14 protein-coding genes are annotated in these 16,148 nt (G+C 37.4%); 2 read left to right on the forward strand and 12 right to left on the reverse strand.

All coding sequences use genetic code 11. The features are described 5' to 3' along the window. The 5 genes from BVC88_RS18800 to BVC88_RS18820 form a co-directional block, all read right to left on the reverse strand. A partial coding sequence (locus tag BVC88_RS18800; protein ID WP_139316609.1) for a right-handed parallel beta-helix repeat-containing protein occupies positions 1 to 851 on the reverse strand: 851 nt, incomplete at its 3' end. Positions 852 to 1,056: 205 nt separating this feature from the next. Continuing rightward, positions 1,057 to 1,800 carry a hypothetical protein gene (locus BVC88_RS18805; protein WP_075352278.1) on the reverse strand — a complete coding sequence of 248 codons (744 nt, stop codon included), beginning with the start codon at positions 1,798 to 1,800 and terminating at the stop codon, positions 1,057 to 1,059. A gap of 31 nt (positions 1,801 to 1,831) precedes the next feature. Beyond that, positions 1,832 to 2,353, reverse strand: a complete 522-nt coding sequence (locus tag BVC88_RS18810) for a hypothetical protein (RefSeq protein ID WP_175574450.1) — start codon at positions 2,351 to 2,353, stop codon at positions 1,832 to 1,834. A gap of 276 nt (positions 2,354 to 2,629) precedes the next feature. Continuing rightward, a complete protein-coding gene (locus BVC88_RS18815) occupies positions 2,630 to 4,150 on the reverse strand; it encodes a histidine kinase (RefSeq protein ID WP_075352280.1) in 1,521 nt (506 codons plus the stop codon). Positions 4,151 to 4,156: 6 nt separating this feature from the next. Further along, positions 4,157 to 4,876 carry a LytR/AlgR family response regulator transcription factor gene (locus BVC88_RS18820; protein WP_075352281.1) on the reverse strand — a complete coding sequence of 240 codons (720 nt, stop codon included), beginning with the start codon at positions 4,874 to 4,876 and terminating at the stop codon, positions 4,157 to 4,159. A gap of 251 nt (positions 4,877 to 5,127) precedes the next feature. Here BVC88_RS18820 and BVC88_RS18825 point away from each other — a divergent pair, with 251 nt between their 5' ends. After that, entirely contained in the window at positions 5,128 to 9,126 is a 3,999-nt protein-coding gene (locus BVC88_RS18825; protein ID WP_083639162.1) for a hybrid sensor histidine kinase/response regulator transcription factor, read from the forward strand. Positions 9,127 to 9,177: 51 nt separating this feature from the next. On the opposite strand, the gene rfbB is transcribed toward BVC88_RS18825, so the two are convergent. The 6 genes from rfbB to BVC88_RS18855 all read right to left on the reverse strand — a co-directional run bounded on the left by rfbB (position 9,178) and on the right by BVC88_RS18855 (position 13,693). Then, positions 9,178 to 10,233, reverse strand: coding sequence for a dTDP-glucose 4,6-dehydratase (gene rfbB, locus BVC88_RS18830; RefSeq protein ID WP_075352282.1), 1,056 nt, complete (start codon positions 10,231 to 10,233; stop codon positions 9,178 to 9,180). Continuing rightward, a complete protein-coding gene (locus tag BVC88_RS18835; RefSeq protein WP_075352283.1) occupies positions 10,230 to 11,288 on the reverse strand; it encodes an NAD-dependent epimerase in 1,059 nt (352 codons plus the stop codon). Before BVC88_RS18835 ends, rfbB begins: the two co-directional genes overlap by 4 nt. 22 nt (positions 11,289 to 11,310) lie before the next feature. After that, on the reverse strand, positions 11,311 to 12,486 hold the full coding sequence (locus BVC88_RS18840; protein ID WP_075352284.1) for a glycosyltransferase family 4 protein: 1,176 nt from the start codon (positions 12,484 to 12,486) through the stop codon (positions 11,311 to 11,313). A 102-nt stretch (positions 12,487 to 12,588) separates the two neighbouring features. Then, positions 12,589 to 12,789 (reverse strand): helix-turn-helix transcriptional regulator, encoded by a 201-nt coding sequence (locus BVC88_RS18845; RefSeq protein ID WP_075352285.1) that lies wholly within the window; start codon positions 12,787 to 12,789, stop codon positions 12,589 to 12,591. Between the two features lie 10 nt (positions 12,790 to 12,799). After that, positions 12,800 to 13,264, reverse strand: a complete 465-nt coding sequence (locus BVC88_RS18850) for a hypothetical protein (protein WP_075352286.1) — start codon at positions 13,262 to 13,264, stop codon at positions 12,800 to 12,802. 6 nt (positions 13,265 to 13,270) lie between these two features. After that, positions 13,271 to 13,693 (reverse strand): hypothetical protein, encoded by a 423-nt coding sequence (locus BVC88_RS18855; RefSeq protein WP_075352287.1) that lies wholly within the window; start codon positions 13,691 to 13,693, stop codon positions 13,271 to 13,273. Between the two features lie 183 nt (positions 13,694 to 13,876). Here BVC88_RS18855 and proC point away from each other — a divergent pair, with 183 nt between their 5' ends. Then, positions 13,877 to 14,677 carry a pyrroline-5-carboxylate reductase gene (gene proC, locus BVC88_RS18860; RefSeq protein WP_075352288.1) on the forward strand — a complete coding sequence of 267 codons (801 nt, stop codon included), beginning with the start codon at positions 13,877 to 13,879 and terminating at the stop codon, positions 14,675 to 14,677. Between the two features lie 292 nt (positions 14,678 to 14,969). Here the strand turns inward: proC and BVC88_RS18865 are convergent, their stop codons facing one another. Continuing rightward, positions 14,970 to 16,085 carry a TlpA disulfide reductase family protein gene (locus tag BVC88_RS18865; RefSeq protein WP_075352289.1) on the reverse strand — a complete coding sequence of 372 codons (1,116 nt, stop codon included), beginning with the start codon at positions 16,083 to 16,085 and terminating at the stop codon, positions 14,970 to 14,972. Positions 16,086 to 16,148: the final 63 nt, after the last annotated feature.

Genomic DNA, 16,148 nt, shown 5'->3' on the forward strand with positions numbered 1-16,148 from the left:
AGACCATATTGATTCGCTCCCTCAATCCGGTTGCCAGTAAAGCGGAATGCCCCCTCTACTTCGTCTATAAAAAATCCATCCGAACTCGACGAGGAAGAACTTAACAAAGCGATTCTGTTGTCAGTGACTTGGGCCTCAAATAAATTACTTAATTGAAGCCCACGATAAAACTGATCTCTTATTTGGTTTTGCTCAAATACAAACCCGAGAGCTCTTGACCCTCCAGAACCATTAGTGCCCTGATAAAAGAATCCATAAGAACCTCCAACAATACTATTATTTGTAAAGCGAATACCCGAAGAGGTAGATGCTGAAATGATCACATTCCCTCGGTCACTACTTGTACTATTGGTAATTGGAGAATTTAGTACACACCCTTCAAATGCAATATTGTGAAGTTCTACTTGACCACGTATTGTCCGAGCATAGGTAGTTCCTGAAGCTGACAAAGTCAAATCTTTAAATAAAAGATTAGATGCATTTTCAAGGAGGATTACATAATTATCACTTACCCCAATAGCAGTATGACTTAAAACAACATTTGCTGCATTCCCTGACAGGGACTGAAAAGTAATCGTATTAGTAGCAGAAGATCCCGTAATAGGACCCAAAACGATCTGCTCACTATAGGTCCCATCTGCCACATTGAAAATCACTGGACCTGATACTCCATTTGTATTCAAGGCTGAAACTGCGCCATTAAAGCTCAAGTAATCACCGGAGGCTCCGATTGTGTAAGTTCCGGTAAGTCCCTGGGCTTTGGCTTGGTAGCCTCCAACCAGGAACTGAAAAAATAAAGCTGCAAATACCGGAATAAAAAATCTCCTTTTCAGCGTATAAAAATTTCTCATGGCTTTGAATGTTTTGATTTTTTTGTCTTGAAAGAACCTTTTCCATTTTTCCGACTTGGAAAGGAAAAGAGTCCTCAAAGCAAAAATCAAAAACAACTGCTCCAAAGAATATCAGCTTTGTATCAAAGAGTATCACAGATGTAACAATCTCAAAAAAAGCCTTAATGATCAGTTCAGGGTTTTTGGAGGGTGATTAAAAAGGTGTTTACTCATTCACCGCAAACCATAATAAATCTTCAGGCAGATTATCAAGTCTTGATACAGTCAATTTTAAAGGGAAAACTTTTCCATTGGAAGAAGTAAACACTTCGTCTATCCCATACCGAATAATATTCCATCCTGCCTGAAGGTCCAAAGCTATAGTTGTGCTTTCCTCAAAGACTTCTTCTCCAGCTCCGGTATAGGTTTCCAATAGACATTTTCCCTTAGCGGTTGCAGGACCTTCTAAATAATAAAACTCTAAATAATACCCTGGACTGACATTTTCATCACGATAGGTGAAAAGCCACCTTGCTATTTCCAAACTGCTAGCAGCATACAAAATCCCATTGGTAGGATTTCCCATTTCGTCCATTAGCGTTAATTCAGGAAGTCCTGAAACTGCTAAATCTCCGCCTTCAGTTTCCACTTCCTCAAAAGGACAGGCAAATGTCTCTGATACTTTCTTAAAGCTGATTGTAAATCCTTTAGGAGTATTTTCCTGTGATTCCTCTGCCATTTTTCTCGCTTTTTCAAGAAAATTATCTTCAAGAATTATGGAGAAATCCCCTTCTTTATCGACCTCACCCCACGTTTGGCTGATAGCTGAAAAACGATCAAATGATTCAATTTGTGAAGGGCCACTAGTATAATTGGAGATTTTACCATGAAGCACTTGTTGGGCATTAACCGATTGTATTTGAAACAAAACGAACAAAAACGAACCGAAGAAAGTGAATTGTATTTTCATAGTTTTAGATAGATTTATTTTGAAACTCCCCTTAATTCATCGCCTCCTGTACTTCCCTAACAAAACCCCAAAGTTCCTCCATCTCAATTTGATGGCCTTTGAAAATAAAATGGAATCTCCCTCTGGTGACATATTCAATGTCTGCTGAATGATCTAAAGAATTAAACCTTTCCCAAACACGAACCCCATCTCGCTCATAAATTTTGGAATAGCCATTGGGCATTTTCTCTTCATAGTCTAAAATCAATTTTTGAGAAATCGACTTTAGCATAACGGCTCCAATTGCTCCTGCCCCATCCAGCACCTCCATGGAAATCTGTTTTTCTTTGTGCCCCTTATCTTCATAAGTAGCAACTGCCCCACTCATTTCCATCCCTTGCTTATGGCCTACAATCAATTTTCGCTGCTCCATTTCACCAATTTTTTCCGGAATCCATTCTTTGAGCTGTTCATTACTCATGGGGATCTGTACTTCCAAAGCTTCAGATGGATTATTAAGTGTGCTATCAGAAGGATCTGATATTCCAGTTCGGTAAGGATTAGAATCAGTCAATTGACTCGTATTTTTTCCTTTCCCGCATGAAAACAAGAGAAGTAAACAAAAGATTATTGAGCTGATTCGTTTCATTGACTTACAATCCTGGCAGTTTTGGGGAGGAGATTTCTGAAAGCGACCATTAATAAATAGCTTTTAAAAACTGCAGTCCGTAAAAACAGCGTAATTAATATATTGAAGCAAAGCTATTTCAATGAATTTTTATTGAATCTATCACATGTACCAAAAAGTAACACCCGGGTAACATTTCAAAAAAATCTCGCCTATAAACAATTATTTTCTAAGGTGAAATAAAACTTCAGTCCCTCTTTCAACAGAATTACCTTCGTGATCCAAGATTTCAAAATAGTAGTTGAATTTTTCGCTTTGATTAAAAAAATTGAGTCGGTCTGAGGATAGTGATATACCTATGGATTGTTTTTGAATGGTTTGATTTACTTTCATTTTACCTGATGCGGCTCTTCCAATACCATTGTCGCGTATAGAAACAACCACTCCCTCTTCCTCACTGAAAACACGAATCAATATAGATTTAGGACCTTTTTTTGGCATCAATCCATGCCAAACAGCATTCTCCAAAAAGGGCTGAAAAACCAATGGTGGAACTTTTGTGTCTCTGAGATTTATACCTCGTTGAACGTCAACTGTAAAATCAATGCCATCTTCAAACCTGATTCCCTCTAAGCTGAGGTAAAGCTTAGCAACGTCTAGCTCTTCACCTAGTGAAATTTTGAATTCTCTCGAACTTTCCAAAACCATTCGGATTAACTTTGCAAATCGATTGAGGTAAAGTATCGCATTTTCCTTGTCGCTTTCGATCAGGAATACCTTGATCGAATTCAGTGCATTGAAAATGAAGTGGGGATTCATCTGACTCCTCAGCGACTGAAGATGAAGCAATGTGATTTGTTTTTCATAGTCTGCGCGAAGCATAGCGACCCGTCGCTCTTCTGCATCAGCTTCCAAGTATAAAATTTGAGTATCCTTTAATTTTAGATCCTCTTTCAATTTTTCATTCAATTTATCGCGGAGATCTTCATTTTCCTGAAGCTTTTCAACCAAAATATTCTGTATATCTATTTTCCCTTCGTAAACCTCTCGCTGCTTGATCGCAAGAGCATAAGTATATAGAAAGTTCTCTGCCAAAACTGCCAAATAATAGATATAATAGTATTGATTGGTAATAGCAACGTCTTTCCCAAAAGTCAAAAAAGCGAAAATGAAGGAACTGATCCCCAAGATCAAGTAGCCTGCGAGAATGAAAAACCTTACCTTCTCCCCTGTTTTGATTGTAAGGTATATCCCATAAATCAAAAAAATCAGGGTACAAGGCATGAACACGACGATATAATATCCCCGCATCATATCATATCCGTCCCAAATATATCTCCCTAAAACCAAGACCCCGAAGATCGAACTGGTAATCAAGGCATAGTAAGAAAAAAAGGTAGTAAACTTTGGAAAATGCTTTCTGAAATTGAGGATTTCGATCAAGAAAAAGGAGAAGATCAGATAACTAGCAAATTGAATGGGGAAATTTAGATGAATAAAGAGCTCAGAAAATTCAGTATAAACAGCCTCTGTAAAAACACTCTTAACTCGCTTGATAAGGTTTACAGCATTGATAAATGCATATAGACTATAGAATAGATAGAATCGCTCCTTGCTTTTGATAAATAGCACAAAATGGTACAATGACAAGTAAAAAAGCACACTGGTAACTGCCCAGCCTAAGCCGTTAAAATTGCTGTTTTCAAGAACTTCAAGAAAAGAATATTTTTCAAAAAAATCCATTAGTGCTTATTTCAGAGAATCAGTAAATCCAGCCTTTTTCAGCCTTGAGACAGGAAGTGAAATTCCATCGATAAGCTTTACTTTCCCTGAAGATTTCTCATAAGATTTGACCTTTTCAAGGTTAATCAAAAAAGAATGGTGAATTCTATAAAACCGGAACTTAGAAAATAGATTGTCTAACAATTTTAATCTCTTAGAAACCAAAAATTTCCCACCATTCATGGTATGGATATAAGAATAACTCCCCTCACTTTCACAATAAATCACCTCATCAGGATCAAGTAAAATCAATTGATCATCCATATTGATTGCTATTTTTTCTCTTTTAACGGATGAATTACCTGTAGCCAAATTGATTGATTCTTTAAGCAGGTTGTCATTTACTCTATCCAATAAACTTTCCAAATCGGAGCGATCGACCGGTTTAAGCAAATAATCAAAAGCCCTTTCTCGAATGGCTTGAATGGCATGTTCGGCATGAGCTGTTACAAAAATCACTTCAAAATTACGATTGGGAAAATGCCCCAAAAATTTGAATCCATCCAAACCTGGCATCTCAATATCCAAAAAAATACAGTCTGGCTGAAGATTTATCAATTCTTTCAGGGCTAATTCTCCTTCTATAAACTTCCCGACTATCTCTACTGATTTCCCGGAGTTTTGTAATTCCCATTCAAGGGAAGTGATGGCTTTCGGTTCATCATCTATAATCACAACTCGAATCATGAATCCTCCAAGGTTTGGTTGAGTGAATAACCTCTTTTCTTTTCTAACAATGACTTAAAATATTGAATAGATTTCGATTTTCGAATATAATCCAGAATATTAGCCTAAAATAGAATCTATATTCAATTGAAAATTCTATAAATAGAAGATTTCATTCATTGATATTTTTACCAGTTATGAAATAAAAGGTACATCTGTCAGGTCTAGCTTAATTTATAAGTTACTTGAAGCAAGCATATAAAACTTTTTCCATGTCCTTTTCAATTAAATTCCGTTTAATCCGGTTTTCATTCTCCTTGGCCATTATTGTTTTTGCGAAGGGAGCTGCATTTTCACAGGATAATCTTTCCTTCCGTCAACTTTCAGTCAATGATGGACTTTCCCAAAACAGCGCAATTTCAGTTACTCAGGATCAGGATGGATTCCTTTGGATCGCTACTCAGGAAGGATTGAATCGCTACGACGGACGTGATTTTGTGATTTTTGACAAAAAATTTCTTGACATCACCGAGTCGACTCGTCTTTTGCTTGGAAAAGTATATGCCGATAGTAAAAATCGAATTTGGATCATTCCTGAGAGTTCAATACCTGAGCTATTTGATCGGGAAAAAGAATTATTCCTTCCGATCCAAGGAATTACTTCAGCAACAAGTATAGTTGAAGACTCCCAAGGAAAAATCTGGTTCGGGACACTTTCTGGGCAGCTGTATTTCTGGAATGAGGAAATAGAAAAAGCCGAAATGGCTTGGTCTGACCCAAGCAGGGAGATCGTTAATCTCAGTATTTTTGATGAACAAAGCCTCATTTTAACGCTAAGTGATGAGGTGGTTTTATGGAATAAAAGCTCCGGAATTTCTAGCCAAGTATGGAGACCTGAATCAGGGACAATTCTTTCAGTCACTACAATAGATCCATCGGGTAGGTTTTGGTTTGGAACATTGAATCAGGGACTTTGGACGAGTCCAAATGTGAGCGCGAAGGCAACTTCCATGTATACCTATTTAAATCAAAAACAGGATGCTGATGAGGAGTCAATGATTTTGGATTTGTTGGTTGATTCCAAACAAAGACTTTGGGTGGCCACCTATGGCAAAGGAGTCAAGCAGATTAACCTAGCAAATAATAGCCTAAAGCGGTTCTATTATACCAAACAGAACCAAAGATCCATCCACTACAATGACATCCTTTCCATTTTCGAAGATTACACTGGCACACTTTGGTTTGGATCTGACGGAGCAGGATTGAGCTTTTATGATGCCTATTTAGAGAAATTTAATTTTTTCCATAATCAAGAAGTTCCTGAAAACATCAATATTGATGTGATCAGATCAATTTATGTGGATGAAAACGAAAATGTCTGGCTGGGAACCTCCGGTAAAGGACTGACCCGCTACAATCCAAAAACAAAAACCTGGAAAACTTTTAACCACGATCCAAACAACTCACAAAGCTTGTCTAGCAATCGGGTGATGAGCCTCACAGGCGATAAAAATGGAAAGCTTTGGATTGGCTATCAAGATGAGGGATTGAGCATTCTTGATATTGACTCAGAGCAGTTCCTGCATTTTAATACCAATAGCAAAGTAAAGCAGCCGGGAGCCACGGTATGGAAAATCTTTCAAGACAGCAAGACTAGATTTTGGCTTTGCACCAGAAATAATGGTTTAATCTGGTTTGATCCTGTTAAGGGAGCCTTGAAGCAATTTGTTCATGATCCACTCCGAAATAATAGTATACCGGACAACAACATTCGTACGATGCTGGAAGACCCATCGGGAAACTTTTGGATCGGAACTGAAAATCACGGGATTTCTAAATTGGATTTGACTACTGAAAATTTTGAAACAAAAGTCAATATCCCTGAAGAACAGAATTCAATCAGTAGTAATGGAATCAAATCCTTGCATCTAGAGAACAACCGGCTTTGGATAGGAACAAACGGAGGCGGGTTAAACCGAATGGATCTTAACACTGGTGAGGTAAAAATCCTGAATGTAGAAACTGGACTTTCTAATAATGTCATCTATTCCATTTTAGATGATCAGAACGGAAATCTATGGCTCAGTTCCAATAAAGGAATCACTAAGGTAAATCTCAATGAAGAATTGGATGGGAAATTTAAGATCACAAATTATTCCAATTACGATGGGCTTGCCACTGAATTCAATACCGGAGCCTATTTCAAGAACAATGACGGAACACTTTATTTTGGTAGTCTAGATGGGTTTTATTGGTTCAATCCAGAAGATATTGCCCTAAATGAAATTCCCCCTAAAATTGCGATTACACAACTTTCCATTTTTGATCAAAAAGTAAAACTTGGTCAAAATCTCGAATTGAATCATAACCAAAATACACTCACCTTCAATATGGCGAGTTTGGTTTTTTCTTCTCCAGGCAAGAATCAATTTGAATACATGCTCGAAAACCACGATGAAAACTGGGTTTCAAATGGGTATAATCATCAGGCCCGATACACCAATCTTGCTCCAGGGAACTATCGCTTTTTGGTCAAAGCAAGTAATTATGACGGTATTTGGGCAGAAGATCCAGTCGCTATGGAGTTCAGCATTTTGTCTCCTTGGTATTTTAGCCACATAGCCAAAATAGTATACCTGATAATTCTAGGGCTCATAGTATTATGGATTTATCAATACCTTAAGTGGAAATGGCATATTCAGTTTTCTCTCCAAATGAAGGATCAGGAAACTCAAACCCTCAAGGAGATTGACGATTTTAAAACCCAGCTATTTACCAATATCTCCCATGAGTTCAGGACTCCTTTGACACTTATCTCAGGACCTATCGATCGGGTAATAAGTCAATCTGACAATCCGATTATAAAATCTCAACTGAATCTGGTTAAAACCAATTCCCAAAGATTGCTTACGCTTGTTGATCAACTTTTGGAAGTAGCAAAGATCAAGGCTGGCAAAAACCAGTTGACTATCCGAAAAGGAAATTTGGGATTACTGCTCCAATCCATCGTTGCCAATTATTTCTATCAAGCATCAGAAAAAGGAGTAAGACTTACCACTGATATCCCGCTGATGACCGAAGTTTGGTTTGATTCAGACAAGGTGGAGAAAATTGTGAAAAACCTGATCCAAAACGCGATCAAATACGCCAAAAAAGACTCCGAGATAAAGTTAGATTGCTTTATTTCTGAAGGAAATTTTCACTTAGCTATACGAAATGAAAGTCTAGAACAATACAACAAAGAGGAATTGGTTAAACTTTTTCACAAAATGCAAAAATCCAAAGGGAACAATAAAGGATTTGGACTCGGCTTATCTCTAATCAAAGAAATGATTCATCTCTATCATGGTGAAATCACTGTCAACTTTAAAGAATCCCGATGGTTTGATGTTTCAATTCTTCTATCTGTCGACAAATATGCTTTCCATCCGGATGAAGTTATCGATGAGGAAAGTGAAGAATTTGACTTGCCAAGATTGCCCGTGGCTGATCTAGAAAAAAGGGACAAACTTCCTTTTGTTCTAATTGTGGAAGATAATACCAAAGTCAGGGAATTTATTGTAAGAGAATTGAGCCCTTATTTTCAAACCTTGGAAGCTACAAATGGGAAAGAAGGCCTTTTTGTAGCACTTAAGAAAATTCCAGACTTGATCATTTCTGATGTCATGATGCCAGAAATGGACGGTTTTGAATTTTGTAAGAAATTGAAGTCCGACGAATTAACCTCTCACATCCCAGTAATTCTATTAACTGCGAAAGCGGACGAAGAAAGCCAACTGGAAGGCATTCGAGCTGGTGCGGATGACTTCATCCTTAAACCATTTAAAACCAATCAATTGGTGGCAAGAATGGAAAAGCTGATTGAGCTTAGAGCACAATTGAGAATAAGGTATTCCAACAGAAACTCTATTTCTCCAAAAGACATCGCAATCACTTCGACAGACGAACGATTCTTGGAAAAAATTCAGGAAATCGTCGACAATGATCTCTCCGATAGTAGTTTTACTGTGGATGAATTCAGTAAAAAACTAGGGATGAGTAGAATGCAGCTACATCGGAAATTGACCGCATTAACGGGACTTTCGACGACTGCCTATGTCAGAGACCAGCGGTTGAGAATGGCTCTTCAGCGACTTGAAAAATCAGGAGAAAACATTTCCGAAATAGCCTATGCCGTTGGGTTCAGTTCCCCATCCTACTTCATAAAGACTTTCAAAGAGACATACTCCATGACTCCGGCAGAATATCAGGAAAGCAAGTCAAAAAAATAAACCACGAATAAATCGTGGTTTATATAGAATCCATATTTGACTCAAATTTTTTTATCTATTTCCATACAGTTCAGAATAATAATCCTGATACGCACCTGAGGTGACATGATCCAGCCAGTCTTGATTAGCAAGATACCAATCAATAGTCAATTCAATCCCTTCTTCAAATTGAAGGCTTGGCTCCCAACCCAATTCTTGTTGAATTTTAGTAGCATCTATTGCATAGCGCAAGTCATGCCCAGCACGATCCGTAACGTAGGTGATTAACTTCTCGGAAGAACCTTCTTCCCTGCCGAGTTTCTCATCCATTTTCTGACAAAGCAATCTGACAATGTCTATATTCTTCCATTCATTGAAACCACCGATATTGTAAGTTTCTCCTGGTTTTCCTTGATGAAAAACTGTATCAATCGCTCGTGCATGATCTTTTACAAAAAGCCAATCACGTACATTCTCACCCTTTCCATAAACTGGAAGTGGTTTATTGTTTTTGATATTATGAATACAAAGTGGGATTAGCTTCTCCGGAAAATGGTTCGGTCCATAGTTATTAGAGCAATTAGAAACTACAGTTCGCATCTTATAGGTATTCGCGTACGCTCTAACGAAGTGATCAGAAGAGGCCTTTGATGCTGAATATGGTGATTGAGGATCGTACGGAGTGGTCTCCAAAAAGAAACTTCCATCATGGAGCGAACCATAAACCTCATCCGTGGAAACATGATAAAACAAATGCTGATCTAATTCACCCTTCCAGAATTCTTTGGCGACATTCAAGAGATTTACTGTACCAATTACATTGGTCATTACGAAAGCCAGAGGATCAGATATCGAACGATCAACATGAGATTCTGCAGCCAAGTGAATCACATCTGTAATCTTGTGGGATTCGAAGATAGTTTTCAGAGCTTCTGCATCCTTAATATCTGCTTTTACAAATTTATAATTTGGAGCTCCTTCCACTTCCTTAAGATTTTCAAGGTTGCCTGCATAAGTCAAGGCATCCAAATTGATAATCTGATAATCAGGATACTTGGAAACAAAAAGTTTTACAACGTGACTACCAATAAATCCCGCGCCTCCGGTTATAAGAATCGATTTTTTCATTTTTTCTTATTATAATAATTAAGATACCAATCGGTAAATGCTTTTACCCCATCCTCGATTTTTGTCTGTGGTTTATATCCAGTATCTCTTACCAAATCGGTCACATCTGCATGCGAAGCAGGTACATCACCTGGTTGAAGTGGAAGCATATCCATTATTGCACTTTTTCCCAACCCCTTTTCAACAGCCTTGATATAATCCATTAGCAAAACGGGTTCTGAATTTCCAATGTTATATATCTTATAAGGCGCTTTTGAACTGCCGGGATCAGGATTTTGTCCATCAAAGTCAGGATTTGGCTTGGCAGGCAAATCAGCTACTTTCAAAACTCCTGTCACTATATCATCTACATAGGTGAAATCGCGTTTCATTTTTCCATGATTAAAAACCTGAATAGGTTTACCTTCCAAAATAGCTTCTGTAAAAAGAAAGAGTGCCATATCAGGCCTTCCCCATGGTCCATAAACCGTAAAAAACCTAAGCCCAGTTGTAGGAATTCCAAATAAGTGACTGTAGGTATGCGCCATCAATTCGTTGGTTTTTTTGCTTGCTGCATACAAACTAATCGGATGATCTACAGAGTCTGAAGTAGAAAAAGGCATTTTTTCATTTGACCCATATACCGAGCTTGAGGAAGCATAAACCAAGTGTTTCACTGGATAAAACCGGCAACATTCCAAGATATTCATAAATGCCATGATATTGCTTTCCATATACACCTCAGGGTGAGTAAGCGAATATCTTACGCCAGCTTGGGCTGCTAAATGAATCACAACGTCAAATTTCTCTTGTTCAAAAAGAGAAATCAAAGGTTCCTTTTTAGCTAAATCCAACTGAATGAAACTGTAATTTGAATTTTTGGAAGAAGCGATCTTTTTACCTAAAGAAACTTCACTTCTATCGATTCCCATAAACTCCAGTCTATCATATTTCAGATTTACATCATAATATGAATTGATCACATCTAGGCCCACTACGGTATCCCCTCTTTCAAGCAATTTTTTTGCTACATGAAATCCAATAAACCCAGCTGTTCCTGTTACCAGATACTTCATAAATTTTTATTCAAATTAAATTTCAATTCTTGGATGCGTCTTCTTTACCTGAGGAGAGTAGACGGTTATAATTCGAAAGAAGTTCTTCATGAATTTTCTTTCGGTCATAGTTTTCAATTATTTCATTAAAAAGCAACGCTGCCATTTTTGCCATTTTTTCCCGCTTAACAAAGGCAAACTCCATCGCTTCTTTTAAAACTTCTTTATCTTTTACCGGAAAAATCAATCCAGTCTTTTGCTGCGTAATTATATCTCGATTTCCTATAATATCCGAACAAATAATTGGCAATTGCATAGCTCCAGCTTCCAACAAAACATTTGGGAAACCCTCTCTGTGGGATGCATGAACTAGCAAATCCGAAAGTGCCATGTAATGTGCTACATGATCCGACCAATCAATCTGAACAATCCTCGGGTTAGATTCAATCGTCTGAATTAATTCCGGAGATAACGGATCAAGGTCTTGCTCAAAGCTGCCTAATAAAACCAATTTGGACATCGGTGCGATTTTACTTTCCAGAAATGCCTCTACCAATTCCTGAATTCCCTTATCCTTAACCAATCTCCCTACTGCGAGTATTATAAAATCATCTTCACCTGGAAGAATTCGCATCGTAGCGGCAACCAAATGATTTTCTTTTAATACTTCACGATTGAATTTATTTAGGTCTATTCCATTTGAGGATCCCTTTCCAATGATTCGAAGCTTGGATTCAGGACAAAGGTTTTGCTCAAGTACAAAGGATTTCAATCCCTCCGAATTTGGCCAAACTTCTGTTGCATAATCGTAGGTCCATTTCTCAACATTCTCTAGTAAACCTCTTTTTCTACCTTCAGCTGCCATGTAAGGAATACCTGCAATCGTATGAATACGAATATTCAAACCTGAAAATTTTGCTGCAATCATTCCCAAAAGTCCTGCTTTTGGAGTATGGGTATGGACTATATCTGGCTTTTCCCTTTTGAAAAGTTGGATAAGTTTCCATATACAAACCAAGTCCTGAAAAGGTGTAATCTGTCTTGTAAAAGGCACCACTTCATGTCGAACTCCTTCAGCACGAATAACTTGCTGCACCTCTCTTCCATCTGAACTGACCATAAGAACATCCCAGCCATGCTCTTTCATAAACTTCATCTGACCAGCCAAAAGTAACTTCAAAGAAAGTGGGACAGTTGTAATTCGAATTAGTTTAGGCATTAAGTGGTGTTTCTTAAAAAAGCAAAGATACTCTTAATTACGTTTTTGCCCTTAGAATCTTGCCAATCCTACCCAAAATTTCTCTTTTAATTTTTTTCAAAGTCAATCACTTTCCTCCAATTCAAAAATCTCTTCCATCGGAACTTTAAATACTTGTGCAATTTTCAGTGCTAAAACTGTGGAAGGCACATATTTCCCCGCCTCTATACTATTGATCGTTTGTCTCGAGACTGAAATTAAATCCGCAAGATCCTGTTGGGTTAGGTTTAGCTTTGCTCGTTCCACTTTTATTGAATTTTTCATATCAAGTCTCTCAAATTGCCAAAATGGATTTTCGCTGTTGATATAGAATCCATTTAAATCTTGCTATAAAAATTATCTGAATCGTGAACATGTTGTAACCCATAAATTCTAGGTAACCAAAACCATAAAACAATAAGGTCCCAATAATTAAAATGAAAGTATTTGCATAAAAAGCTACCAAAAGTGAATCCAATCGAAGTTTTTGAATGTATTCATCCTCTTGTTTTTCTTTGGAAAAAGCAATCAAGAACAGAGCTAAAAAGACACCTATCAAAGCAAATTCTAAAGAATAGTTGGTTTTATCCGGATCAAAGAAACCCGATAGTCCATCATTCGAAGGTTGGGAATTAGAAATTGAAAGCCATGAGAGTTCGAAAGTCAAATAGTTTACAGCAAACAATAAAACTGAAAATGGAAGAATCATAATCCATCCAATTTTCTGAAAGCGATGTGGCAAAAGGATTTTGGTTAGCATAGGGTTCTATTTTATATCTTTTGCGGCCATGTATTTTTGATACTGAAAAGCACCATAGATGTATGCATTTAACAGAAATAAGACTAGATAAGCTGAGAAGATTTCGGAACTAATATTTCCAAACCTATAGTAATTGATCAGCATAATTGCACCCAAGCCCCAAATCAACCAATAGAAACCTGTTTGAAAAGCTTGAAGTCGAAACGATTTTATCATCTCATCTTCATCCTTTTCTTTAGTCAGGTTAAGCATTGCAAAACCAATCGCCCAAAAACCATAAATAATTTCGGCTCCTTCGTTTGGATCGATATCCATTTGGGCAATGGCCATTCCTATTACCAAGATCACTGGCAGAGGAAAAAACAAAAAAGCTATTTTCTTCCATGCTGGAGAAAGCAGCGGCACTGTTAAAATTGATTTCTCTTTCATAAGTCAAGTAGTTTTTACCAAATGTAAAACAGAATTTACATTTTGTCAATTATTTTTAACATATTTTCCAGAATGAACAATTTGAAATAATCGAAGCCCTCGTTATTAAATTGAATACTTGGCAATAAAAGGTCGCTTTTGTTTACCTTTAATCAATAAAGTGATTAAAAAATTATAATTTCTATGATTACAAATGTGAAAATCGCAATTATCGGTTGTGGGAATCTTGGTGCTTCCATAGCGAATGGACTATTAACCATACCTGGTTTTGACCCAGAAAATCTCATCCTAACCAAACGTAATACATCCAGCCTTTCTGAATACCAACAAAGAGGGGCTATCATATTGAGTGACAATCTTCAAGCAGTACAAATGGCGGATTTGGTAATTCTAGGTGTGAAACCTTATAACGTCACTCCTATCTTAAATGAAATCCTTCCGGGAATTGACCCTGAGAGACATTCTATTATTTCCTTAGCGACCGGAATCACTCTTTCTGAAATGTATCAGGTTCTAAAGCCTGAGACTATCGCCTTCCGCGCTATGCCAAATATTGCTGCAGACATACAGGAGTCAGTTACTTGCATCTGTAGCCAAAATGCAAACAAGGAGCAAGTGGAATTAGTCACGTCACTTTTTAATTCTATAGGATTTACGATTCCTATAGATGAAAACCTGATGGAGGCTGCAACGGTCCTTGGGGCTTGTGGAATTGCTTATGTATTACGCTTTATGAGAGCTATGATCCAAGGTGGAATTCAGATAGGCTTTGATTCGGTCACGGCAAGTAAAATAGTGAATCAAACTGTCAAAGGAGCTGCGGAGCTCATGATCCAAAAAAATATCCATCCGGAGGCTGCTATTGATAAGGTAACCACACCAAAGGGATGCACAATTGTTGGATTGAATGAAATGGAACATCAAGGCTTTAGTTCAGCTATGGTTCGTGGTGTAATAGCCAGCTATGATAAAATTGCTAAGTAGTCATAGAACTCAGGATTGATTAAGTCTTATTTTAATCCAATATTATTTTGTTAAGTTTATATTAAGTTAAAAAAGAATTAGGAAAGGGTTGTTTTTCTTTTGAATAATTTACTAGATTTGTCCCGGGTGATAAACAACTTTTACTATCTCTTTTTCAAAGAACACGATTTTTAAAAGAAGGAAAGTTTGGTATTTTTTATTCCTTCTTATTTCTCAATCTGCAAAGTGTTTTAAACAAAAAAGCCTTCTGAACATATCAGAAGGCTTTTTTATGAGTTTGAGTTTGGGTTTTTTATTTATCAAAAATCTCTGCTAATTTACTTTCCAAGCTTGGGCCTCTAAGATCTTTACCAATAATCTTTCCTTCTGGATCAAGTAAGTAGGTAGCAGGTATCGCCTCTATTTGGTATAGGGTAGCTGCTTTTGAATTAAAATATTCGAGATCAGATACTTGGGTCCACTTCAAACCATCCTGACTAATGGCTTCTACCCATGCGTCTTTTGTTCTATCCAGCGAAACTCCCAAAATATCAAAACCCTTATCTTTATACTGATCATAAAGTCTTATCACATTTGGATTTTCTTCTCTACATGGCTTACACCAGGCTGCCCAAAAATCGATCATCACATATTTCCCTCTCAAATCTGACAATTTCACCATCTTCCCATCTGGGGTTGGTAGTTCAAAGTCAGGAGCAATTTGTCCCATAGAAAGTGCTCTCATCTCATCCAATTGCTGCTTCATCTGAATGACCATCTTAGTGTCTGGATAGTTTTCATTTAGTTTAGCCACCAGACTATCTAAAAACTGAAACTCATTTTTAGGATTTAATAATCCTACAGCTGCTAAAGTCGCGAAACTTGAACCCATGCTATTTATGGTTTCTTTCACGGCATTTGCCTGATTACTCTCTAGTTGCATAGCCTGCACCTGAATCTGCTTGATTGCATCAGTATCATTGGCGCTCATCGCGGCGTAGTATGCCTCATTCAACTTATTCACTTCTGCTTGATAGTTTGACATTAAAGTTTCAATCTTTAACATTTCTTGGGTATCCTTCGATCCTTTGATATCCAGGCTTCCCTCATTCGAAAAGTCATAATTCACTTCCACATCCTCTTTGAGCAAGGCTAACCGAACTGACTTACTACCATATAGATTTAAGTCATAAAACGTGGGAGTATCCACTTCTATTTGATAAGAAAACTCACCGTTTGCATTTACTTCGAGCGTATCCAACACCTTAGGACGAGCATCAGTAAATTGTGAAAGAATTATAAATCCTTCAGGGGCATTTTCAACTTTTCCGGTCAATTGAACTTTCCCGTCTGCTTGATTTTCAACTTCTCCGCATGAGAAAACCCCAAAAGCAGAAAGAAATAAGATTCCGAACATATATTTTTTCATCTGTTTATAATTTCATTTTATAGGTCATATGGAATCTCACTTGGTTGATCCCGATGGCCATCG

This window comes from Algoriphagus marinus, assembly GCF_001936475.1.
In the GTDB taxonomy this organism is placed as follows: Bacteria; Bacteroidota; Bacteroidia; order Cytophagales; family Cyclobacteriaceae; genus Algoriphagus; species Algoriphagus marinus.